Here is a 22,686-nt window from a genome sequence, read left to right as displayed (position 1 = left end):
CATGCAGGCACTGGACTCGTTGCAACTGATGCAAATCAACTTCTGGACCCTGGCGCTGGTGATTCTATTCACCTGCCTGACTCATCGGGACCAATGGGCTGCGCGCGCCGGATTCGGCGCCGTGACCGCGTTGCTGTTGCTCAACTACGCGGCCTGGCGGATTCGCGACACCTTGCCGGACGGCCATTCCGGGTTTGCCACAGTCTGGGCCTACACCTTTTTGTTCTTCGAAATGCTGGCGATCGGTTACACGCTGTTTTCCATCGTCGTCATGCTCTGTCGCTCGGATCACAGCAAGGACGCGGACGCGGGCGAGCGACGCTTGCGCGCCCAGGGCGTGAGTGCGCCAGCGGTCGATATCTTCATCGCCACGTACAACGAAGGCCTGGAAATCCTGGAAAAAACCATTATTGCCGCCCAGGCCATCGACTACCCGAATTTCACCATCTGGGTGCTCGACGATACGCGCCGGGACTGGTTGCGTGATTACTGTGCCGAGGTCGGCGTGCAGTACGCGCGCCGCCCTGATAACTCCCACGCCAAGGCCGGCAACCTGAACAATGGCTTGCGCCAGTCGGCGGCTGGCAGCAACGCGCCGTACATATTGGTGCTGGATGCCGATTTCGCGCCGCAGCAGCCGATCCTGTTGCGCACCCTGGGCTTGTTCGACGACCCGAAAGTCGGCCTGGTGCAGACGCCGCAGTTCTACTACAACCCCGACCCGATCCAGCACAACCTGGGCACTTCGGCGTGCTGGGTCGATGAGCAAAGGGTGTTCTTCGACGTGTTTCAGCCGGCGAAGGATGGCTGGGATGCGGCATTTTGCGTCGGTACGTCCTTCGTGGTGCGGCGCGATTTGATCAACGAGATGGGCGGTTTTCCTACAGGCTCGGTCTGCGAAGACATCTACACCACCTACCGGCTGCTGCAGAAAGGCTATGTCACCCGCTGGTTGAATGAGCGCCTGTCAATCGGCTTGTCGGCCGAAGGCCTGACCGAGTACATCAACCAGCGCGGGCGCTGGTGCCTGGGCACCATCCAGGTGGCGCTGCTCAAGGATGGACCGTTGCGCGGCAGCGGCTATACGCTCAACGACCGCCTGCACTACATCCATGGGCTGATGCACTGGTTTTCCAAACCCTTCATCCTGATGATGCTGGTGTCGCCGGTGCTGTACTGGTATTTCGGCATTGCCGGTTTCTACGCCACGCCGATGGATTTCCTCGCGTTTGGCATGCCGGCGCTGATCGCGTTCTGGGGCTACGGCACCTGGGTCACGGACCGGCGCACCTTGCCGATTTTCACTGAGGTCACGCAGATCGTTGCCTCCCTGGCCGTCACCGCCACCATCGCCAGCGCGATGATCCGGCCTTTCGGACGCCCGTTCAAAGTGACCGCCAAAGGCCTGGATCGCACCAAAACCATGGTGCACTGGAAGCTGTTCGGGTTCTTTTTTGCCTTGACGCTGTTCTCGCAGATTGGCGCCTATATCGCGATCAGCACTTCCGCCTCGTTCGACGGCAACATGCTGTTCAACCTGTGTTGGACTGTGGTCGCGCTGGTCTACAACCTGGCAACGCTGGTCGCCTGTGTGGATCGTCCGCGCTTGCACGGTGAAGAGCGTTTTCCGTTCAACAAGCCCACGGGGTTTCGGTTTGGCGGCAAGGTGCTCGCCGGGCGCCTGGTGGATATCTCCCTCAGCGGCGCGTCGTTCGAGTGCGCGTTCGCGTCGTCGATCAAGCCGGGGCTGTGCGGGCAGATGTGGGTCGACAAACTGGGTTGGCTCGATGTCGAGGTCATGCGCAACCATGGAGACAATCAACTGGGCCTGAGGTTTGCCGAGCTTGATGAAGCGCTGCGGCGACGGTTGATCGCGCGGTTGTTCAGCGATGCAACGATCAATGTCGTCAGCAAGGCGGAGCCGGGGCTGGCGTTCGGCACCTTGTTACGGCGTGCATTGCTTGGCGAAAAATCAGCGGCGCCGCATTTGCCTGCGCCGGCCAGGGCGTCGTCCTACACCCCGCTACGTCGCTGGCGACCGGTCAGTGTACGTTCGCGTAGACAGCCTTTGCCGCATGTCAGCGTCAGTCGGTCAGGCCTTTGGTCTTTGCTGCTTTCACCCTTGCGAGCTCTGCTCGGCCAACGATTTTAGGTGCGCGCCATGAACAGTTGCTTATCGACCTCATGCTTTATGTCATTGCTTCTGCTGGGTGGTTGTTCGCTGGAGCCGACCTACGAGAAACCCGATGCACCGATCGACCAGCAATGGCCGGCCAACACGGCCGGCGAATGCTGCGCGGGCAAGCAGGCGTTCGACAAGGACTGGCGCGGCTTTGTGGTCGATGACCGCCTGCGCCAGCTGATCGACCTGGCGCTGGCCAACAACCGCAGCCTGCGCCAGTTCGCGGCCAGTGTCGAAGAGGCGCGGGCGGGTTATGCCAGTGCGCAGTCCGGGCTGTTTCCTACCATCGGCATAGACACCTATGCCGGACGCAGCAAGTTGCCGCCGCTGGTGCGCACGCCCAATGGCGGCGACAGTGCCGGCAGTATTGCCAACACCTTCCAGGCCACCGGTGGTTTCACGTCCTACGAGCTGGACCTGTTCGGTCGCATTCGCAGCCAGCGCAATGCCGCCGGTGCCCGGTTCGAAGCGTCTGAGGGCGATTACCAGGCCGCACGCCTGGCGCTGATCGGCGAAGTGGCCAGCACCTGGTTGACGCTCAAGGCCAATCAGCATCTGCTTGACCTGGCGCAGAATACTTATCAGTCCCAGGACCGCTATGGGCAGTTGCTGCGCAAGAGTTTCAACCTGGGTTCCAGCGCCCGGATCGACGTGCACCAGGCCGATGCGCAGACCAACACAGCGGCCGTGCAGGTCAACACTTACCGGATGCAAGTGGCGCAGAACAGCAATGCGCTGCGGGTGCTGGTGGGGCAGCCGGTGCCGCCGGGTTTGCTGCCCACGGGTGTGCTCGGTGAGCAGTTGGCCACGCTGGACGTGCCGGCCGGTTTGCCGGCGTCATTGGTCGAACGCCGCCCCGACATCATGTCGGCCGAAGCCCAGCTGCGCGCTGCCAACGCGGACATCGGTGCCGCTCGTAGCGCTTACTTCCCGACCTTTTCCCTGACCTCGGCCCTGGGCAGCCTGACCGGGGACTTCTCGCGCCTGCTCACCGGCCCGGCGGAGTTCTGGACCGTGGCGCTGGCAGGGTCGTTGCCATTGATCGATGGGGGGGGCCGTCGTGCGCAAGTGGACGCCAGCCATGCGCGGTTTGACGGGCAAACGGCGGCGTACGAGGCCACGGTGCAGAACGCTTTTCGGGAAGCGGCCGATGCCTTGAATGCGCGTCAGGAGATGCTGACCCAGGTGCAGTTCCAGAAGAAACTGGTGGGGGATTATCAGGAGGCTTACCGCCAGTCCCGCCTGCGCTTTGAGGCTGGGCTGGACAGCTATTTTTCAACCATGGATGCACAGCGTTCGCTGTTTGACGCGCAGCAAAAGTGGGCCCAGCTGGAGTTGGCCCGGGAGATTAACCAAGTGACCTTGTACAAGGCGTTGGGTGGGGGCTGGGGTGGCTCCTTGAAGGTGGCAGGGCGGTGATGATGGCGATCGATCAGGCGCCGCCGACCACAGACGCCTGCGCCGTGCGCAACTCATGGCGATTGCCGCGGAACAACACCAGGGTCGCAATCAACCCCAGTACCGCTGCGCCCGTCAGCCAGATCCCCGGTGCGGCCTTGTTATCCAGCACATGAATCAAATAGGTACAGGCTGCCGGAGTAAACCCGCCGAAGGTAGCGGTCGCCAGGCTGTAGGCCAGGGAAAAACCGGTGGTGCGCACTTCCACCGGCATGATCTCGGTCAGCGCCACGACCATGGCACCGTTGTACGAGCCGTACAGGAACGACAGCCACAACTCGACGATCAGCAAGTGACTGAAGCTCGGATTGGCCACCAGCCAGGACAGGGCAGGGTAGGCGGTGAGAATCGCCAGAAGCGTCGCCGCCAGCAGCAGGGGTTTGCGCCCGACCTTGTCGGAAAATGCGCCCATGACCGGTAACCAGAAGAAATTCGACAGGCCGATGCACACCGTCACCAGCAAGGCATCCAGGTCGGACAAGTGCAGTTCGGCCTTGCCGAAGGTCGGCGTGTAGGCGGTGATCAGGTAGAACGACACGGTGGTCATGACCACCAGGGCCATGCCGGCGATGACGATGCAGAAGTTCTGCCCGATCGAGCGGACCACCTCGCGCAAGGTCGGGCGATGTTTGCGTGCCTGGAACTCCGGTGTTTCTTCCAGTGAACGACGAATCACGAAGATTACCGGCACAATCAAACAGCCGACCAGGAACGGCACGCGCCAGCCCCATTCACCCATTTCCTGCGGGCTGAGCCAATGATTCAAGGCCACGCCCAGCAAACCGGCGAAGACCACCGCCGCTTGCTGGCTGGCGGACTGCCAGCTGACAAAAAAGCCTTTGCGGCCCGCAGTGGAGATCTCGGCCAGGTACACCGACACCCCGCCAAGCTCGACGCCTGCCGAGAAACCTTGCAGCAGGCGGCCGAACAGCACGAGCAGCGGTGCCGCGACACCCAGGGTGGCGTATCCCGGGACGCAGGCTATCAATACGGTGCCGGCAGCCATCATCACCAGGGTAATGATCAGGCCTTTGCGGCGCCCGTGACGGTCGATGTAGGCGCCGAGAAAGATTGCCCCCAGCGGCCGCATCAGGAAGCCGGCGCCGAAGGTCGCCAGCGACAGCATCAGGGACGCGAACGCGCTGTCGGCGGGGAAGAAGGTTTTGGCAATGGCAGTGGCGTAGAAGCCGTAGACCATGAAGTCGAACATTTCGAGGAAGTTGCCGCTGACAACGCGAAAGATCGCTTTGCCTTTGCTCGTGGGGGTAGACATGTGTAGGTACTCACGCTGGTAAATCTTGTTTGAAAACACGGCACCTGTGGGCGCGGGCCTGCTCGCGATGGCGTGGGGTCAATCCGCATGGCTGTTGGCTGACGCACCCCTGTCGCGAGCAGCCTCGCTCCCGCAGGTTTTGCGTTTGCCTGACGGGCGCCGGCAGCCCTCGCTCCTCTGCGCTCTGAGGTCCATAATGGCCGGCGCGGTTTTGCGGGGAGATGAAGATTTGTTAACTGGACGGTGGGGTGGGCTTGTGGTGCTGGCCGTGGTTGTGTCCGGCTGCGGCAACGGTGACTCCATGGAAAGCTTCGGGGGGCCCACCATGGGCAGCTCCTATTCAATCAAGTATGTGCACCGCGCCGGCCTGCCCGCACCCGCTGAGGTGCAGGCGCAGGTGGAAACAATCCTCGACCGCATCGACCGGCAAATGTCGACCTACCGCAGCGACTCCGACATCGAGCGCTTCAACCATCTGCCTGCCGACCACTGTCAGGACATGCCCGCGCCTGTCCTCGAACTGGTCCGGGTCGGCCAGCAGCTGTCACAGCAGAGCGAAGGCGCCTACGACCTGACGGTCGAGCCGCTGCTCAACCTCTGGGGATTTGGTCCGCAATCGCGCCAGGAAGTCGTCCCGAGCGCCGAAGCACTGACCCAGGTGCGTCAGCGAGTGGGTTACCAGCATTTGCGCATCGAAGGCGAACAGCTGTGCAAGGACGCTGCAGTGGAAGTCGATTTCAACAGCATCGCCGCCGGTTACGCGGTCGACACCATCGCTGCCCGGCTCGAGGCCATGGGCATCCACGATTACCTCGCCGAAGCCACCGGTGAACTCAAGGCGGCCGGCCGCAAACTCGACGCCAGCCCGTGGCGCATCGCCCTGGAGGAGCCCCGGGATGACCGCCAGGTCGCGGAGAAAATCATCGCGGTCGATCACTACGCGGTGTCCACCTCGGGTGACTACCGTCATTACTTCCAGCAGGATGGCCGGCGCTATTCCCACACCTTCGATGCGCGCACCGGGGCGCCGGTTTCCCACGCCCTGGCGGCAGTCACGGTGATCCACCCTTCGGCGCTGATGGCCGATGGCTTATCGACGCTGTTGCTGATTCTCGGGCCGGAACGCGGCTGGGACTACGCGGAGAAATACGCTATTGGCGCTTTTTTTGTGATTCGAACCGATACCGGTTTCGTCACAAGAACCAATCAGGCTTTCGAGCGGCTCAGTGGCGCGGCTACCCAAAAAAAGCAATGAACGCTGGCGTTGTAGTGCAGGCAAAACTAGCCTACGACGCGACCAAGGGTTAATGTGCCCGGCGTTGACGCTTCTATAGACTGTGTCCGGGTTCTGCACTGGCCCCAAATTGTTCCTTCACGCCGCAGATGGCGTGATTTAGCCGCAGGTGCCGATGGCGCCGCGGCCTGTTCTGAGGAGTACGCATGGCTGTCTACAACTACGACGTGGTGGTGCTGGGTTCCGGCCCGGCAGGAGAAGGCGCGGCAATGAACGCCGCCAAAGCAGGACGCAAGGTGGCGATGGTCGATAGCCGTCGCCAGGTCGGCGGTAACTGCACCCACCTGGGCACCATCCCGTCCAAGGCCTTGCGTCACTCGGTGCGGCAGATCATGCAGTTCAACACCAACCCGATGTTCCGGGCCATTGGTGAGCCGCGCTGGTTCTCGTTCCCGGACGTGCTCAAAAGCGCCGAGAAAGTCATCTCCAAGCAAGTCGCTTCGCGCACCGGCTACTACGCCCGTAACCGCGTCGACGTGTTCTTCGGCACCGGCAGCTTCGCCGACGAGCAAACCATCGAAGTCGTCTGCGCCAACGGCGTGGTCGAGAAACTGGTGGCCAAGCACATCATCATCGCCACCGGCTCGCGTCCTTATCGCCCGGCGGATATCGATTTCCACCACCCGCGTATCTACGATAGCGACACCATCCTGAGCCTCGGCCACACCCCGCGCAAACTCATCGTTTATGGCGCCGGCGTGATCGGTTGCGAGTACGCCTCGATCTTCAGTGGCCTGGGTGTACTGGTTGAACTGGTGGACAACCGCGGCCAGTTGCTGAGCTTCCTGGACTCGGAAATCTCCCAGGCCCTGAGCTACCACTTCAGCAACAACAACATCACCGTGCGCCACAACGAAGACTACGACCGCGTCGAAGGCGTGGACAATGGCGTGATCCTGCACCTCAAGTCCGGCAAGAAGATCAAGGCCGACGCCTTGCTCTGGTGTAATGGCCGTACCGGCAACACCGATCAGCTGGGTCTGGAAAACATTGGCGTGAAGGTCAACAGCCGTGGCCAGATCGAAGTGGACGAGGCTTACCGCACCTGCAAGCCGAACATCTACGGCGCCGGTGACGTGATTGGTTGGCCGAGCCTGGCCAGTGCCGCTCATGACCAGGGCCGTTCGGCCGCTGGCAGCATCGTCGACAACCACAGCTGGCGCTTCGTCAATGACGTGCCAACCGGCATCTACACGATTCCGGAGATCAGCTCGATCGGCAAGAACGAGCAGGAGTTGACCCAGGCCAAGGTGCCGTACGAAGTGGGCAAGGCGTTCTTCAAGAGCATGGCGCGCGCGCAGATTGCCGGCGAGCCGCAAGGCATGCTGAAGATCCTGTTCCACCGCGAGACCCTGGAAGTGCTGGGCGTTCACTGCTTCGGTTATCAGGCGTCGGAGATCGTGCACATCGGCCAGGCGATCATGAACCAGCCGGGCGATCTGAACACGCTGAAGTACTTCGTCAACACCACGTTCAACTACCCGACCATGGCCGAAGCCTATCGGGTAGCGGCCTACGATGGCCTCAACCGGCTTTTTTGAGCGGCTCCGGCCGGTGGCCTGAGCCGGCCGGGGAGACCGATTTCAGCAATTCTCGAGCGTGGCGCTGGCCAAACCGGGAAAGTCTGTAATCAGGCTGTCAACGCCGAAGTCGGCGAGCCTGCGCATTAGCGCGGGCTCGTTGACTGTCCATACCGACACATGCAGCCCCTGGCGCTGCGCCTTCTCCAGGCGTTCCGGCGTGCACAGGGTCCAGTTCAGCGCGAGAAACTCACAGCCATAGCTTTGCGCGACCTTCAACGGGTCGAGCCAGGCGTACTCGGCTACCAGCCCGCGGGACACGTCCGGCACCAGATCCAGTGCAGCCTTCAACACTTCACGTGAACTCGAGGTGATGGTGACTTTGTCGAGCATGCCGAAACGCTGGGCCATTTCGCGAATCGCCAGCACGGTGGTGGCGGCGCGGGTGCGCGAAGCGCTTTTGACTTCCAGCTGCCAATGCTCGAAATCGCATTTTTCGAACAGCTCTTCCAGGGTCGGGATCGGGCACGGTTTGATCCAGCCCGGGCCGCCTTTGCGCGCGTCGTAGGTCTTAAGCTCCGCCGCCGTATGTTCGACGACCTTGCCGCGCCGTTCGGTGGTGCGCTTGAGAGTCGGGTCATGAATGACCATCAGCTCGTTGTCCTTGGACAGGTGCAAGTCCAGTTCGCAACGGCGCACGCCGTGCTTGAGGCATTGCTGAAAGCTGATCAGGGTGTTTTCCGGTGCTTCGCCCTTGGCGCCGCGATGGCCGTAGATGAGGGTCACGGTTCTTCCTTAATTTAGAGGCCTGAGTCGTTTTGTTCGCGGGCCAGGCGACGTTCCTGGGCCTGCTTCTGCAAAATGTAGCGGGCGAGCAATTGGCGCTGGGCATCGGTGGGGTGTTCAAACTCGGTGCCGATGTCGTAGCCATCGCCCTTGGGATCGCAATGGGTGACCCGGGCGCGCAGCAACAGGCCAAGGGCTTGCGGCATCAACACCAGCTTGATCGACAGGCGCGCCCCGGCGGCAATCGGCGTGGGGTACTGAAAGTCGACGCCCCCTTCGGAGATGATCACCGGTTGCGGCTCGCCAATCTGCCCCAGCACGGTAATGGCGATCACCTGGCTCAGCAGGTCGATGCGTTTGTTCTGGGATTTCAAGAATGCCGCAAGGTTGCGGTCGCGCTCACTGATCTGGCGCAACAGGTGTTGCGATTCGAATTCGCTCAGGTGCAATTCGCTGAGCAAATTGAACAGTGGAGAAGCATCCTGCAACACTTCCAGGCCCGCGGCTTCGACAGCGGACAAAGGCCGAATTTCCAGTGCGATCGTGTCCTCGATACGGTAGTATTCGCGGCGATCTTCTTCATCTAATGTCGACATGGCGAACCCATGGTAGCGGCGGTGGTCTGAGTGTAAAGCTGGTTATCGACCCCCGCCACAAGGACGTTCCTTTTCCCTCCGAACAAGCCCCGACATGTTCAGACCTCTCTTCGTATTTATTGGCACGCGTTATACCCGTGCAAAGCGTCGCAATCATTTTGTGTCGTTCATTTCCCTGACTTCCATGATCGGGCTCGCCTTGGGCGTGGTCGTGATGATCGTGGTGCTGTCGGTCATGAACGGCTTCGATCATGAGATGCGCACCCGCGTGCTGGGCATGGTGCCCCACGCGACCATCGAGTCCGGTGAACCGATCAGCGACTGGCCAAGCCTGGCGGCCAAGGTCAAGCAGAACCCGCAGGTGACGGCGGTAGCGCCGTTTACCCAGATGCAGGGGTTGCTGACCAACAACGGCAAGGTGTCCAAGGTGCTGCTCAATGCCATCGACCCGGCGCTGGAGCGCCAGGTGTCGATCATCGACAAGTTCATGCTGCAGGGCAAACTCGACGACCTGGCGCCCGGCAGTTTCGGCATCGTCATCGGTGACAAGGCCGCCGCCAAGCTGGGTGCCGCCATCGGCGACAAGCTGACCTTCGTCGCGCCGGAAGTCACCGTGACCCCGGCCGGGATGTTCCCGCGCATGAAGCGCTTTACCGTGGTCGGCATTTTCCATGTCGGCGCCGGTGAGATCGACGGTTACCTGGGCGTCACCAACCTCCAGGACCTGGCGAAACTGCATCGCTGGAAGCCGGATCAGGTGCAGGGCATCCGCCTCAAGTTCGACGACCTGTTCCAGGCGCCGCGTACCGCGTGGAACATCGCCCAGCAACTTGGCGAAGACCGTTACTATGCGCGTGACTGGACCCGTACCCACGGCAACCTGTACCAGGCGATTCGCATGGAAAAAGCCATGATCGGTCTGCTGTTGCTGCTGATTGTGGCCGTGGCCGCGTTCAACATCATCTCCACCCTGGTGATGGTGGTGAACGACAAGAAGGGCGATATCGCGATCCTGCGCACCCTGGGCGCGACGCCACGCACCATCATGGCGATCTTCATGGTGCAGGGCACGGTGATCGGGGTGTTCGGTACGCTGATCGGCGCCGTGGTCGGGATTTTCGCCGCGCTGAACGTCAGCGCAGCGATCTCGGCCCTCGAAGGCCTGATCGGCCACAAGTTCCTGAACGCCGATGTGTACTTCATCGATTACCTGCCGTCGCAAGTGCAGAGCCAGGACGTGGTGATGGTCTGTGCCGCCGCGTTGATCCTGAGTTTCCTCGCCACCCTGTATCCAGCCTGGCGTGCCGCGCGCACCCAGCCTGCGGAGGCGCTACGTTATGAGTGAATTGGGCATGAGTGAAAAAGCAATCCTGAGCTGCCGCAACCTGGGCAAGTCCTACGAGGAAGGTCCGGAATCGGTCGAGGTCCTGGCGGGGCTGCAACTGGAGTTGCACCCAGGTGAGCGTGTCGCCATCGTCGGCACCTCGGGTTCGGGCAAGAGTACCTTGCTCAACCTGTTGGGCGGCCTCGATACGCCGACCCAGGGCAGCGTGTGGCTCGACGGTGAAGAGCTGTCGGCCCTGAGCGAGAAGAATCGCGGCCTGTTGCGCAATCGGTCGCTGGGTTTCGTCTACCAGTTCCACCACTTGCTGCCGGAATTCACCGCGCTGGAAAACGTCTGCATGCCGCTGCTGATCGGCAAGACTGCGATCCCCGAGGCGCGCCAGCGTGCCACGGCGTTGCTGGAGCGGGTAGGGCTGGGCCATCGCCTGGAGCACAAGCCGGCCGAACTGTCCGGTGGCGAACGCCAGCGTGTGGCCATCGCTCGCGCCCTGGTGAACAAGCCAGGCCTGGTGATGCTCGACGAGCCCACCGGCAACCTCGACTCCCACACCGCCCAGGGCATCCAGGACTTGATGCTGGAACTCAGCACTTCGATGCGCACGGCGTTCCTGGTGGTGACTCACGACATGAACCTGGCCCGCCAGATGGATCGCGTCCTGCATCTGCAGGAAGGCCGCCTGACGCCTATCTGACTGGTCGAAACCCGGGGGCTGCAACGACCTCGGGTCATTTATTTTTATACGGTGCCCCAGCGAATGTTCAGACCGTTATCGATCTTCATCGGCGCGCGCTACACCCGCGCCAAGCGTCGCAATCGCTTCGTGTCCTTCATCTCGATGACCTCGATGATCGGTCTCGCCCTGGGCGTGCTCGCCATGATCGTGGTGCTGTCGGTGATGAACGGCTTCCAGCGTGAGATGAGCTCGCGCATCCTCGGCATGGTGCCGCACGCGACCATCGTCGGTGTCAACCCGATCGACGACTGGCAGCCGGTGGCCGCCGCCGCGATGAAAAACCCCGAAGTGACCGCCGCCGTGCCGTTCACCGAGATGGAAGGCATGCTGTCCTACAAGGGGACGATGCAGCCGATCCAGGTCAGCGGCGTCGACCCGGCGCTCGAAGGCCAGGTGTCGATCGTCGCCAAGCATATCGTCCAGGGGCGCCTGGATGCGCTCAAGCCAGGTGAGTTCGGCGTGGTGGTCGGTGAAATCACGGCCCGGCGTTTCCGCTTGAATGTGGGCGACAAGATCACCCTGATCGTGCCGGAAGTGAGCACGGCACCGGGCGGCATCACGCCGCGCATGCAGCGCCTGAACGTGGTGGGCGTGTTCAAGGTTGGCGCCGAGCTGGACGGCTCGATGGCGCTGATCCATGTGGCCGATGCCGCGCAGATGCAGCACTGGCAGCCGAACCAGGTGCAGAGCGTGCGCCTGGCGGTGAAGGACTTGTACACGGCGCCGAAGGTCTCCAGCGATATTGCCGGCAGTCTCGGCAGCGCCTACCGGGCGGATGACTGGACCCACACCCAGGGCAGCCTGTTCAGTGCGATGAAGATGGAAAAGACCATGATCGGCCTGCTGTTGCTGATGATCGTCGCCGTCGCCGCCTTCAACATCATTGCCACCCTGATCATGGTCGTGAACGACAAGGGCGCGGACATCGCGATCCTGCGCACCATCGGCGCCACGCCACGACAGATCATGGCGATCTTCATGGTACAGGGCACGGTGATCGGGATCGTCGGGACCTTGATTGGCGGGGTGCTGGGCGTGATTGCAGCGCTGAACGTCAGCGAGCTGGTGGGTTGGGTAGAGCGGGTGAGCGGGCAGCACATCTTCAGTTCGGATGTGTACTTCGTCAGCAACCTGCCTTCGGAGTTGCAGGGTGGTGATGTGCTGTTGATCTGCTCGGCGGGGTTCGTGCTGAGCTTTTTGGCCACGGTGTACCCTGCGTGGCGAGCGGCGAAGATCGAGCCGGCGCATGCTCTACGTTATTCGTAAGTCCTGACGCCGCTCCCCCGTAGGAGCTGCCGAAGGCTGCGATCTTTTGATCTTGCTCTTCCGCCGCTCCCTCGTAGGAGCTGCCGCAGGCTGCGATCTTTTGATCTTGCTCTTAAAAAACAGGATCAAAAGATCGCAGCCTTCGGCAGCTCCTACCGGGGCGGGGGTCAAACTCTTTTTGGCAGCTCAATCGAAAACCGCGTCCAGCCATCCCCCGATTCACACCGAATCTGCCCGCCATGGGCCTTGATGATCGACTGGGTAATCGCCAACCCCAGCCCCGCATGTTCGCTGCTGCCTTCCTGGCGCGCAGGGTCCGCCCGGTAGAAGCGGTCGAACAAGCGCGGCAGCAGCTCGGCGGCAATCCCTTCGCCCGTGTTCTCGACCACCAGTCCCAACACCTTGGGCTGCTGGCTGATCCGCACGCGCACCTCACCCTCCGCCGGGGTAAACCGCAAGGCATTGTCCAGCAGATTGGAGAGCGCGCGGCGCAGCATGTTGCGATCACCCTCCATACTGGCAGTGCCTTCACGGCTCAATGTCACCCGGGCGTCTTCCGCCAGGGGAGCGAAAAACTCCAGCAACACATCCACTTCCTGTCCAAGGTCGAGCGGTTCGCGGGTGGGCATCAACAACCCGTGATCGGCCTTGGCCAGGTACAGCATGTCGTTGACCAGCTGCGCCATCCATTGCAGCTCTTCAAGGTTGCTGTGCAGCGCCTCGCGGTAATCCTCCAGCGGTCGCGGGCGCGTGAGGGTGACCTGAGTGTGGGTCAGCAGGTTTGACAGCGGCGTGCGCAGCTCATGGGCGATGTCGGCGGAGAAAGCCGACAGTCGCTGGAATGAGTCGTCGAGACGTTCCAGCATGGCGTTGAAGTGATGGGCCATTTGCGCAAGTTCGGGTGGCATCTGCTCTTCGGGCAATCGGGCGTTCAGCGACTGGGCCGACACCCCGCGCGCCACTTCACTCATGCGCCGCAGCGGCCGCAAGCCACTGCGCGCCGCCCAGGCTCCAAGCAGTGCGGTGGCCAGCGCCGAGAGGCCGACGGTCAGCCAGATCAGGCGCTGCATGCGCTGCAGGAAGTGCTGGTGATGGGTGATGTCGAGCAGCAGGGTCAACTGCGGCGAGTCGGGTTGGCCCGGATAGAGCGGGGCGCTCAGCACTCGATAGTCGGTGCCTGCGTGGCTGGTGGTGGACAAGCCTGCGGTCAGTGGAAGTTGTTCCGGCAGTTGCGCCGAGCTGTCGTACCAGCGCCGGCCGTCAGCCCCGGTGATGCGCAGTGCCAGGTCGGCCTGGCGGCTCAACTCATCGGCTAGCCTGGCCTGGCTGTCGCTCGATTGAATGTCGTGCAGCGCCCGACGCAAACCAATCAATTTGCCGTCCAGCAACTGTTGGTCCAACTCGATGAAATGCGCCTCGCTGGCACGGCTGAACAGCACGCCGGCGATCAGTGACACCACCGCCGTACAGGCAGCGAACAGCAGCGCCAGGCGGCTGCTCAAGGACAGTCGAGGCATCAGGCAGAACGCTCTTCGAGGACGTAACCCATGCCGCGCACGGTGTGGATCAGCTTGTTGGGGAAGTCATCGTCAATCTTCAGGCGCAACCGGCGGATCGCCACTTCTATAACGTTGGTGTCGCTGTCGAAATTCATGTCCCACACCTGTGAAGCGATCAGCGACTTGGGCAACACCTCGCCCTGACGGCGCAACAGCATTTCCAGCAAGGCAAATTCCTTGGCGGTGAGGTCGATGCGCTGCCCACTGCGTTCAACCCGGCGCCGGATCAGGTCCAGGCGCAGGTCCGCCAGTTGCAAGCTGGTGTCCTGGGGCGGGGCGCTGCCACGGCGTAACAGGCTGCGCACCCGCGCCAGTAATTCGGAGAAGGCGAAGGGCTTGACCAGGTAATCGTCGGCTCCCAGCTCCAGGCCATAAACCCGGTCCTCTACGGCGTCACGGGCGGTGAGAAACAGCACCGGCGTGTCGAGACCTGCGCCGCGCACGGCTTGCAGAATTTGCCAGCCATCGCGCCCGGGCAGCATCACATCAAGAATCAACAAGGCGTATTCGCCGCTCAGTGCCAGCTGTTGACCAGTGCTGCCGTCGGCCACCAACTCGGTATTGAACCCGGCCTCGGTCAGGCCCTGGCGCAGGTATTGGCCGGTTTTCGCTTGGTCTTCGACGATCAACAGTTTCATGGAGAGCTCGGGGTCAATGGAACGAAGGCTTTATACCGTGGGCCGCGCGAGTGCAGGCCAACCTGACAAAGTTGTAATCTGCCTGTCAGGTTACGGGCAGTCGTGTCAGTTTAGAGTTTTCTATAGGCTGAACCTTATCTTGTTGGAGAAGACCCATGTTTTTGCGCAAATCCCTGCTGTTGACCGCATGCCTGCTGGCGCTGAGCGCTCCGGCGTGGGCATCGCCGGCGCAATCCGTCGATTTTGGTCAGCCGGCCCCGGCAGCCAATGCGACCCGCAGCATCGAAGTGGTCATGGGTGACATGTCGTTCGATCCCCGGGCCATCAAGATCAAGGCGGGGGAGACCGTCCGCTTCGTCCTGGTCAATAAAGGCCAGTTGCTGCACGAGTTCAACCTCGGCGACGCAGCCATGCATGCCCAGCATCAACAGGCCATGCTGCAGATGCAGCAAAGCGGCATGCTGACACCGACCGGCATGAAGGCCATGGATCACGCTGCCATGGGGCATGGCATGAAGCACGATGACCCCAACAGCGTGTTGGTCGAGCCTGGCAAAACCGCCGAGCTGACCTGGACCTTCACCAAACCCACCAGCCTGGAATTCGCCTGCAACATCCCCGGCCACTACCAGGCCGGCATGGTCGGCAAACTAACCATCGAAGCCCCTTAGGCGCTGCGCAGGAGCTGTGTAGGAGCTGTGTAGGAGCTGTCGAGTGAAACGAGGCTGCGATCTTTCCAAAACCACCCAACCCCGAATTCCCAATCCCCAACCCCCAACAAAACCACTGAACACTGATAGAATCCCCTGATTCTTCAGTCAGGTTTCCGCCATGCATCCCGCAGCCGAACACTCGCCGCTGGGTAAATCCAGCGAATACATCGCCACCTACACGCCGTCCCTGCTGTTCCCGATCCCGCGCACCGCAAAATGGGCCGAGCTCGGCCTGACGGCGCAAACCCTGCCGTACACGGGTGTGGACTTCTGGAACTGCTTTGAGCTGTCGTGGTTGCTGCCGTCCGGCAAGCCCGTGGTGGCGATCGGCGAATTCAGCATTCCGGCGGACTCGCCGAATATCATCGAGTCGAAGTCGTTCAAGCTGTACCTCAACTCGCTGAACCAGACGCCATTCGCTGACACGGCAAGCCTCGAGGCAACCCTGGCCAAAGACTTGTCCGCTGCCGCCGGCAAACCGGTGGGCGTGCGCATCCGCAGCCTGAAAGAGGTGGAGGCCGAAGGCGTCGTCGCATTGCCGGGGGTGTGTATCGACGACCTCGATATCAGTGTCAGCAACTACGAACACCCGCGTCCGGAACTGCTGCGTTGCGATGATTCGCGCATCGTCGAGGAGAGCGTCCACAGCCATCTGCTCAAATCCAATTGCCCGGTCACCAGCCAGCCGGATTGGGGCAGTGTGGCAGTCGAATACCGTGGTGCGGCGCTGGATCACGCGAGCCTGCTGGAGTACATCGTCAGCTTCCGCCAGCATTCGGACTTCCATGAGCAGTGTGTGGAGCGGATATTCCTCGACCTGCAACGGTTGCTCAAACCCGAGAAGCTGACCGTGTATGCGCGGTATGTGCGCCGTGGCGGTCTGGATATCAACCCGTATCGCAGCACGCAAGCCGTGCAACTGCCGAACCACCGCCTGGTCCGCCAATAAAGAACGAATGGGGAGCCCGGTCCCACAGGGAATGCATTGCAAACTGCGCACAATAAAAAGCCCCGCCATCACTGGTGGGGCTTTTTTGTCTCGGGCGAATTCAGATACCCATGTTGCCCAGCGCCTGCACGATGTTGCGCAAGGTGCCAGCAAGGGTCGGGTGCTCGATTTCGAAGCGCTCGACCGCCAGGTTCACATTATCGGACAAGCTTGAATCCTGGGTTTTGGTCTCAAGCTCAAGCTCAAGTTCGATCTGCTGCATCAGTACGTGCAGGTCTTCACGCTCCACTTCCGTCAGTGGCGGATTCTGTTCCAGTTGCTCGCGCAGAGTATTGAGCTGTTCTTGCAGTTCGCGGGCAGGCATGACGTTCTTCCTTTTATCGATAGGCACTGGCATAGACCGCAGCAGCGCGCCAAAGGTCTATGGCTTGCCTTTAGATTAATCCACTCGCGGGCAACCTGCATGCGTTGATCGTGGCGAGGCGGCAATCAGGGCTTTTCGCCCTTGAGCCTGCGCAGGCTGATGTCCGCCAGGCAAGTGTCGAGTTCGCCCAGGTGGTCGATCACCGAATGCACGCCCAGGCCGAACAGTTGCACGGTGGCCTTACCGCGTTTGAGCTCGCGCTGCTGTGCGCTCAACGCTTGCCATTCATTCGGCGCCAGCCCGCACAGCGATCCGCAGGAGGCCAGGCCAATGGTCCACAAACCGGCGTTCAGGCCTGATTGCAGCAGCCGCGGCTCACCGCTCACCAGCACGCAGCCATCCAGTTGAGCAACGTTGAGGGCCATCAAGGCTTCCCAGCAGGCATGGGGGGACGGCCATGGATTGTTTGTTGCAAATTGTGTCGAAGGTTTGATCCATTCCGGCAGCGCGAGCGCCAGGGAGTGGCTGAGGGCAGGGGGCAGTTCATCGAGCCAGGCACAGGGGATTTGCTGTCGCTGCAAGCTGTGCAGACTGTCCAGGGCGCCAGGCGTGACTTCGGCATGCTCCCCTTGATGGTCGGCGTGTTGGCGGGTGCGCGCGCCGAAATCCACCAGGCAGCCACTGAGGCCAAACAACACGGCGGTCAGGCGGGGCGCGGCGAGGGGCAAGGCTTCGGCGTGCGGCATTTCGGCATCCTTGAAATAGTACCGAGGCTATTGGACGCGGGTGACAGTTGAGTGACACTGCTGTTATCGACCGTAGGCCAGCTAGACTTGCGCGCGGGCTCACGGCGATACTGCCTAAAACGGCCTTTCCGTCTTATACTAGCCAGCTCAACGCTTGGGTCCAGAGCCCGCGTCAGTACAATCCAAGGAGTTTTTCTATGCGCTGGAGCAACCTTCTAGCTCAGCTGTGTGTGTGTTCCAGCGTGTTGCTGGTGCCTTTCGTTGCCCAGGCAGCCACGGAAGAAGACCCTTGGGAAAGCGTCAACCGCCCAATCTACAAATTCAACGACGTACTCGACACCTATGCGCTGAAGCCATTGGCCCAGGGTTATCAGTACGTGACGCCGCAGTTTGTCGAAGACGGCATTCACAACTTCTTCCGCAACATCGGTGACGTGCGCAATCTCGCCAACAATGTGCTGCAGGCCAAGCCGGCTGCAGCGGGCGTCGATACTGCGCGCCTGATCTTCAATACCACGTTTGGCCTGCTGGGCTTCATTGACGTCGGTACCCGCATGGGCCTTCAACGTAACGATGAAGACTTCGGCCAGACCCTGGGTTACTGGGGTGTCCCGAGTGGTCCGTACGTGATGCTGCCGTTGCTCGGCCCGAGCACCTTGCGCGATGCACCGGCCAGGTACCCGGACTCCTACGTCGGCGCCTATCGCTACGTCGACGACGTAGCTGTGCGTAACTCGTTCATGGCTCTGGATGTGGTCGATGCCCGCGCCAACCTGCTGTCGGCCGAGAAGCTGATCAACGGCGACAAGTACGTGTTCATCCGTAACGCCTACCTGCAGAATCGTGAATTCAAGGTCAAGGATGGTCAGGTCGAAGACGATTTCTGATTTCGACCAGGCATAAAGAAAGGCGGCCGTTGTGCCGCCTTTTTCATTGTCCGGATCACGCAAACTCCAGTTTTTATGGGGCTGAGCATGCGTTTTGCGTACTGAGTGCTACCTAACATTGAGTTACGGTTTTACCGGTTCTTATAACTACTGGTCATTTGCCAGGTAAAGTCCTCAAGTGACCTTCGCCACGAGCTTGAAACGCCCAGCGGATGGGAGTACCGTCTGCGCCTTAGAGGGCACCTCTGGTGTGACCTGTGCGTAGGGCAAAAGCCCGAAACCGGCGCGTCAGAGAGGCTAGAAAGCGAATCCAGTAGCGAGAGCCGGGTCTGAACCCCGCCTGCTACGCCAACCTAATTCTGGCGCCGTTTGCCCACATGCCAAAAACCAGTGCCACGCTGCTGATAATCGATGATGACGAAGTAGTGCGCGCGAGTCTCGCCGCCTATTTGGAAGACAGTGGTTTCAGCGTCCTGCAGGCCAGCAATGGCCAGCAAGGTCTTCAGGTATTCGAGCAAGACAAGCCCGACCTGGTCATCTGCGATCTGCGCATGCCACAGATGGGCGGACTCGAACTTATCCGTCAGGTCACCGAGCGGTCTGCGCAAACCCCGGTCATTGTGGTTTCGGGTGCCGGCGTGATGAATGACGCGGTCGAGGCCCTGCGCCTGGGCGCCGCTGACTACCTGATCAAGCCTCTCGAAGATCTGGCCGTGCTCGAGCACTCCGTGCGCCGGGCCCTGGATCGCGCGCGCCTGCTGCTGGAGAACCAGCGCTACCGTGAGAAGCTGGAGAAGGCCAACCGCGAGCTGGCAGCCAGCCTCAACCTGCTGCAGGAAGACCAGAACGCCGGTCGCCAGGTGCAGATGAACATGCTGCCGGTCAGCCCCTGGACCGTCGATGAGTTCCAGTTCGCTCACCAAATCATCCCGTCGCTGTACCTGTCGGGTGATTTTGTCGACTATTTCCGTGTCGATGAGCGTCGGGTAGCGTTCTACCTGGCGGACGTTTCCGGTCACGGCGCTTCGTCAGCCTTCGTCACCGTGCTGTTGAAGTTCATGACCACGCGCTTGCTGTTCGAATCCAAGCGCAGCGGTACATTGCCGGAATTCAAGCCTTCAGAGGTGCTTGGTCATATCAACCGAGGCCTGATCAGTTGTAAGCTGGGTAAACACGTCACAATGGTCGGTGGAGTCATCGACGAGGAGACAGGTTTGTTGACCTATAGCATCGGTGGTCATTTGCCGTTGCCTGTGTTGTACACGCCAGACAGTGTGCGTTATCTGGAAGGGCGCGGTCTGCCGGTGGGCCTCTTCAATGAAGCCACCTACGAAGACCACGTACTGGAACTGCCACCGACCTTCAGCCTGACGCTGATGTCCGACGGCATCCTGGACCTTCTGCCAGAACCTACACTGAAGGAAAAAGAAGCGGCTTTGCCCCAGCGGGTCAAGGCAGCGGGCGGCACCCTGGATGGGTTGCGGCAGGTTTTTGGATTGGCCACGCTTGGGGAGATGCCGGATGATATCGCCCTGTTGGTGTTGAGCAGGAATCTTTAATGAGTACCGGTAGAATCCAGTTCGCCGAGCAGGACGGCACCTTCGTCCTGAAGTTCGTCGGTGAAGTTCGCCTGACCCTGTGTTCGGCGTTGGATGCGACTATTGAGCGGATCTTCACGGCGTTGAATTTCAACGCCATTGTGATCGACCTGACCGAGACCCGTAGCATCGACAGCACCACCCTTGGCCTGCTGGCCAAATTGTCGATCCTGTCGCGGCAAAAAGTCGGCCTGCTGCCGACCGTCGTCACCACCCACGAAGACATCACCCGTCTGCTGCAGTCCATGGGCTTCGAGCAGGTGTTCAACATCGTTGACCGCCCGATCCCGTGCCCTGAGTGCCTGACCGACCTGCCAGACCAGGATCAGTCGGAAGAAGTGGTGCGGATCAAAGTGCTGGAAGCGCACAAGATCCTCATGGGGCTCAACGACTCCAACCGTGAAGCCTTCCATGACCTGGTGAACGCGCTCGAGCGCCACTGATACTGTCAAATTCCCACACTGGAATTCACACACAAAAAAGGCGAACCCCTGAGGGTTCGCCTTTTTGCACTGCCTTGGACTAGATCACAGCTTGGCTTGCAGAAGCGCCTCAAGCTTTTCCTGATCCCGGGCAAACTGGCGAATCCCCTCAGCCAGCTTCTCCGTCGCCATTGCATCCTCGTTGGACAACCAACGGAACTGCGCTTCATTCAAGCTCAGGCGCGCCTCACCGGCATGCCCTGGGGCCAACTTGCGCTCTAGCTTGCCGTTGTCCGCCGCCAGTTTTTCCAGCAGCTCCGGGCTGATGGTCAGGCGATCACAGCCGGCCAGTTGCTCGATCTGGTTCAGGTTGCGGAAGCTCGCACCCATGACCACGGTCTTGTAGTCATTGGCCTTGTAGTAGTTGTAGATACGGGTCACCGACTGCACGCCCGGATCGTCCGCGCCGGTGTAGTCGCTGCCATTGGCTTTCTTGTACCAGTCGTAGATGCGGCCCACGAACGGCGAAATCAGGAACACGCCCGCGTCGGCACAGGCCGCTGCCTGAGCGAACGAGAACAGCAGGGTGAGGTTGGTCTGGATGCCTTCCTTCTCCAGCTTCTCGGCGGCACGAATGCCCTCCCAGGTGGAAGCGATCTTGATCAGCACGCGGTCACGGCCCACGCCTGCCTTGTCATAGAGCTCGATCAGACGGTGCGCGCGCTTCAATACCGCGTCAGTGTCGAACGACAGGCGCGCATCCACTTCAGTGGAAATCCGCCCCGGTACTACCTTGAGAATTTCCTGCCCGACCGCGACGCCAAAACGATCGCTCGCCAGCCCTACGTCACCTTTGCAGTCATGCACGCACGCATTCAACAACTCGGCATAACCGGAGATTGCGGCGGCTTTGAGCAGCAGCGAAGGGTTAGTGGTAGCGTCTACCGGCTTGACCCGGGCAATGGCTTCGAAGTCGCCAGTGTCGGCAACGACGGTGGTCATTTGTTTCAGTTGTTCCAGCTTGGAAGTCATGGGCGTGCTCTGTCCTTTGGATCTGATGACATTACCCGAGCGCTGACAGCCACTCAAGGGCGCGTGTACCTATCGAAGGCCCCAGCGGCAACAACCTGAAAACGGCTGTTTGAAAGGTGGGGCGCGGTGTTGATAAATACGATGCCGAAATGCGGAACTGGTTCAACCGGGCTGACCAAGCAGTAAAAGCCGTAGCAGCGCAGAAGCGCAGAAGCGTAGGAGCTGTCGAGTGAAACGAGGCTGCGATCTTTTAAAAACGGCTGCGATCAGCCCCCCCCCGCATCAACGCCCCTCCAGCAACTCCGCCGCCTGATCCAGCAACGCCAAGGGCTCCTTGGCCTTGTGAATATCCACCGACAACAACTGCCGAAACCTGCGCGCGCCAGGGAATCCCGTACCCAACCCCAGCACATGCCGGGTGATATGGTGCATCGACCCACCCGCAGCAATATGCGCCGCAATATACGGCCGCAACTGCGCCAGCGCCTCAGCCCGGCTGATCACCGGCGCAGTGCTGCCGAACAGCTGTTGATCCACCTCGGCCATCACATAAGGATTGTGATATGCCTCACGCCCCAGCATCACCCCGTCGAAGGTCTGCAAATGCTCATGGCAGGCCTCCAGCGTCTTGATCCCGCCATTAAGGATGATCTCCAGATCCGGGAAGTCAGTCTTCAGCTGCGCCGCCACGTCATAACGCAGCGGCGGAATATCGCGGTTCTCCTTCGGCGACAACCCCTCCAGGATCGCAATCCGCGCATGCACGGTAAAACTCGTACACCCGGCATCCCGCACGGTGCCTACGAAGTCACATAACTGCTCATAACTGTCCCGGCCATTGATGCCGATCCGATGCTTCACCGTCACCGGAATCGACACCGCATCCCGCATCGCCTTCACACAATCCGCCACCAACTGCGGATGCCCCATCAACACCGCGCCGATCATGTTGTTCTGCACCCGATCGCTCGGGCAGCCCACATTCAGGTTCACCTCGTCATAGCCGTGCTCCTGGGCCATGCGTGCGCAGGCAGCGAGGTCCAGGGGGACGCTACCGCCCAGTTGCAGGGCCAGCGGGTGCTCGGCTTCATTGTGACGAAGGAACCGCTCGTGATCGCCGTTGAGGAGCGCGCCGGTGGTGACCATCTCGGTGTAGAGGAGGGCGTGTTTGGAGAGCAGACGCAGGAAGAAGCGGCAGTGGCGGTCTGTCCAATCCATCATGGGCGCGACGGAGAAGCGGCGGGAGAGCGGTGCAGGTGTGGCAATGGCTGAAGGCATTGGAGGAATCTGGAATCGACAGGGCTGGGAGATGGGGAGTTTATCAG

General features: G+C 61.1%; 21 protein-coding genes. 12 read left to right on the top strand and 9 right to left on the bottom strand.

The genetic code is table 11. The features are described from left to right. Nucleotide 1: 1 nt before the first annotated feature. Both AAEZ05_RS21835 and AAEZ05_RS21830 read left to right on the top strand, forming a co-directional pair. Nucleotides 2-2,152: a glycosyltransferase family 2 protein gene (locus AAEZ05_RS21835; protein ID WP_350648815.1), complete on the top strand. Its 2,151-nt coding sequence runs from the start codon at nt 2-4 to the stop codon at nt 2,150-2,152. 39 nt (nt 2,153-2,191) lie between these two features. Beyond that, on the top strand, nt 2,192-3,601 hold the full coding sequence (locus AAEZ05_RS21830; RefSeq protein ID WP_350648813.1) for an efflux transporter outer membrane subunit: 1,410 nt from the start codon (nt 2,192-2,194) through the stop codon (nt 3,599-3,601). A gap of 13 nt (nt 3,602-3,614) precedes the next feature. On the opposite strand, the gene AAEZ05_RS21825 is transcribed toward AAEZ05_RS21830, so the two are convergent. Continuing rightward, nucleotides 3,615-4,913, bottom strand: a complete 1,299-nt coding sequence (locus AAEZ05_RS21825; protein ID WP_350648811.1) for an MFS transporter — start codon at nt 4,911-4,913, stop codon at nt 3,615-3,617. A 196-nt stretch (nt 4,914-5,109) separates the two neighbouring features. Here AAEZ05_RS21825 and AAEZ05_RS21820 point away from each other — a divergent pair, with 196 nt between their 5' ends. Both AAEZ05_RS21820 and sthA read left to right on the top strand, forming a co-directional pair. Beyond that, on the top strand, nt 5,110-6,168 hold the full coding sequence (locus AAEZ05_RS21820) for an FAD:protein FMN transferase (protein WP_350648809.1): 1,059 nt from the start codon (nt 5,110-5,112) through the stop codon (nt 6,166-6,168). A 185-nt stretch (nt 6,169-6,353) separates the two neighbouring features. Continuing rightward, a complete protein-coding gene (gene sthA / locus AAEZ05_RS21815) occupies nt 6,354-7,748 on the top strand; it encodes a Si-specific NAD(P)(+) transhydrogenase (protein ID WP_045062459.1) in 1,395 nt (464 codons plus the stop codon). Nucleotides 7,749-7,790: 42 nt separating this feature from the next. On the opposite strand, the gene AAEZ05_RS21810 is transcribed toward sthA, so the two are convergent. Beyond that, nucleotides 7,791-8,513: a glycerophosphodiester phosphodiesterase gene (locus AAEZ05_RS21810; RefSeq protein ID WP_045062462.1), complete on the bottom strand. Its 723-nt coding sequence runs from the start codon at nt 8,511-8,513 to the stop codon at nt 7,791-7,793. A gap of 14 nt (nt 8,514-8,527) precedes the next feature. Beyond that, nucleotides 8,528-9,109, bottom strand: a complete 582-nt coding sequence (locus tag AAEZ05_RS21805; RefSeq protein WP_350648807.1) for a PilZ domain-containing protein — start codon at nt 9,107-9,109, stop codon at nt 8,528-8,530. Nucleotides 9,110-9,203: 94 nt separating this feature from the next. Here AAEZ05_RS21805 and AAEZ05_RS21800 point away from each other — a divergent pair, with 94 nt between their 5' ends. From AAEZ05_RS21800 to AAEZ05_RS21790, 3 genes are all read left to right on the top strand, one after another. After that, nucleotides 9,204-10,454 (top strand): lipoprotein-releasing ABC transporter permease subunit, encoded by a 1,251-nt coding sequence (locus tag AAEZ05_RS21800; protein WP_045062466.1) that lies wholly within the window; start codon nt 9,204-9,206, stop codon nt 10,452-10,454. 7 nt (nt 10,455-10,461) lie between these two features. Beyond that, entirely contained in the window at nt 10,462-11,145 is a 684-nt protein-coding gene (gene lolD / locus AAEZ05_RS21795) for a lipoprotein-releasing ABC transporter ATP-binding protein LolD (RefSeq protein WP_163019364.1), read from the top strand. Between the two features lie 63 nt (nt 11,146-11,208). Further along, complete coding sequence (locus AAEZ05_RS21790; protein ID WP_350648804.1) at nt 11,209-12,453, top strand: lipoprotein-releasing ABC transporter permease subunit; 1,245 nt, start codon at nt 11,209-11,211, stop codon at nt 12,451-12,453. A 167-nt stretch (nt 12,454-12,620) separates the two neighbouring features. Here the strand turns inward: AAEZ05_RS21790 and AAEZ05_RS21785 are convergent, their stop codons facing one another. Beyond that, complete coding sequence (locus tag AAEZ05_RS21785; RefSeq protein WP_350648802.1) at nt 12,621-13,970, bottom strand: heavy metal sensor histidine kinase; 1,350 nt, start codon at nt 13,968-13,970, stop codon at nt 12,621-12,623. Further along, nucleotides 13,970-14,650, bottom strand: a complete 681-nt coding sequence (locus AAEZ05_RS21780; RefSeq protein WP_205893792.1) for a heavy metal response regulator transcription factor — start codon at nt 14,648-14,650, stop codon at nt 13,970-13,972. The genes AAEZ05_RS21785 and AAEZ05_RS21780 overlap by 1 nt, the downstream gene beginning before the upstream one ends. A gap of 155 nt (nt 14,651-14,805) precedes the next feature. Between AAEZ05_RS21780 and copI the strand changes: the two genes are divergently transcribed. Both copI and queF read left to right on the top strand, forming a co-directional pair. Next, a complete protein-coding gene (gene copI / locus AAEZ05_RS21775) occupies nt 14,806-15,321 on the top strand; it encodes a copper-resistant cuproprotein CopI (RefSeq protein ID WP_045062472.1) in 516 nt (171 codons plus the stop codon). A gap of 160 nt (nt 15,322-15,481) precedes the next feature. Further along, nucleotides 15,482-16,312, top strand: coding sequence for an NADPH-dependent 7-cyano-7-deazaguanine reductase QueF (gene queF, locus AAEZ05_RS21770; RefSeq protein ID WP_350648800.1), 831 nt, complete (start codon nt 15,482-15,484; stop codon nt 16,310-16,312). A 100-nt stretch (nt 16,313-16,412) separates the two neighbouring features. On the opposite strand, the gene AAEZ05_RS21765 is transcribed toward queF, so the two are convergent. Continuing rightward, nucleotides 16,413-16,676: a DUF4404 family protein gene (locus AAEZ05_RS21765; protein WP_045062476.1), complete on the bottom strand. Its 264-nt coding sequence runs from the start codon at nt 16,674-16,676 to the stop codon at nt 16,413-16,415. 125 nt (nt 16,677-16,801) lie between these two features. After that, the gene (gene pcrP, locus AAEZ05_RS21760) at nt 16,802-17,422 is read right to left on the bottom strand and encodes an HAD superfamily inactivated hydrolase PcrP (protein WP_045062479.1); all 621 of its coding nucleotides are present in this window, start codon (nt 17,420-17,422) and stop codon (nt 16,802-16,804) included. A gap of 197 nt (nt 17,423-17,619) precedes the next feature. Here pcrP and AAEZ05_RS21755 point away from each other — a divergent pair, with 197 nt between their 5' ends. The 3 genes from AAEZ05_RS21755 to rssC all read left to right on the top strand — a co-directional run bounded on the left by AAEZ05_RS21755 (nt 17,620) and on the right by rssC (nt 20,350). Next, a complete protein-coding gene (locus AAEZ05_RS21755; protein ID WP_350648797.1) occupies nt 17,620-18,309 on the top strand; it encodes an MlaA family lipoprotein in 690 nt (229 codons plus the stop codon). Between the two features lie 377 nt (nt 18,310-18,686). Then, nucleotides 18,687-19,868, top strand: coding sequence for a two-component system response regulator RssB (rssB, locus tag AAEZ05_RS21750; protein ID WP_045062484.1), 1,182 nt, complete (start codon nt 18,687-18,689; stop codon nt 19,866-19,868). Further along, nucleotides 19,868-20,350, top strand: a complete 483-nt coding sequence (gene rssC / locus AAEZ05_RS21745; protein ID WP_007935262.1) for an anti-sigma factor antagonist RssC — start codon at nt 19,868-19,870, stop codon at nt 20,348-20,350. Before rssB ends, rssC begins: the two co-directional genes overlap by 1 nt. An 84-nt stretch (nt 20,351-20,434) precedes the next feature. Here the strand turns inward: rssC and tal are convergent, their stop codons facing one another. Then, nucleotides 20,435-21,361, bottom strand: coding sequence for a transaldolase (tal, locus tag AAEZ05_RS21740; protein ID WP_045062488.1), 927 nt, complete (start codon nt 21,359-21,361; stop codon nt 20,435-20,437). 282 nt (nt 21,362-21,643) lie between these two features. Further along, complete coding sequence (gene dusA / locus AAEZ05_RS21735; protein ID WP_350648795.1) at nt 21,644-22,639, bottom strand: tRNA dihydrouridine(20/20a) synthase DusA; 996 nt, start codon at nt 22,637-22,639, stop codon at nt 21,644-21,646. Nucleotides 22,640-22,686: the final 47 nt, after the last annotated feature.

This window comes from Pseudomonas sp. HY13-MNA-CIBAN-0226 (assembly GCF_040310305.1).
Classification (GTDB): Bacteria; Pseudomonadota; Gammaproteobacteria; order Pseudomonadales; family Pseudomonadaceae; genus Aquipseudomonas; species Aquipseudomonas gregormendelii.
This window is presented reverse-complemented; position numbering and strand designations above follow the sequence as displayed.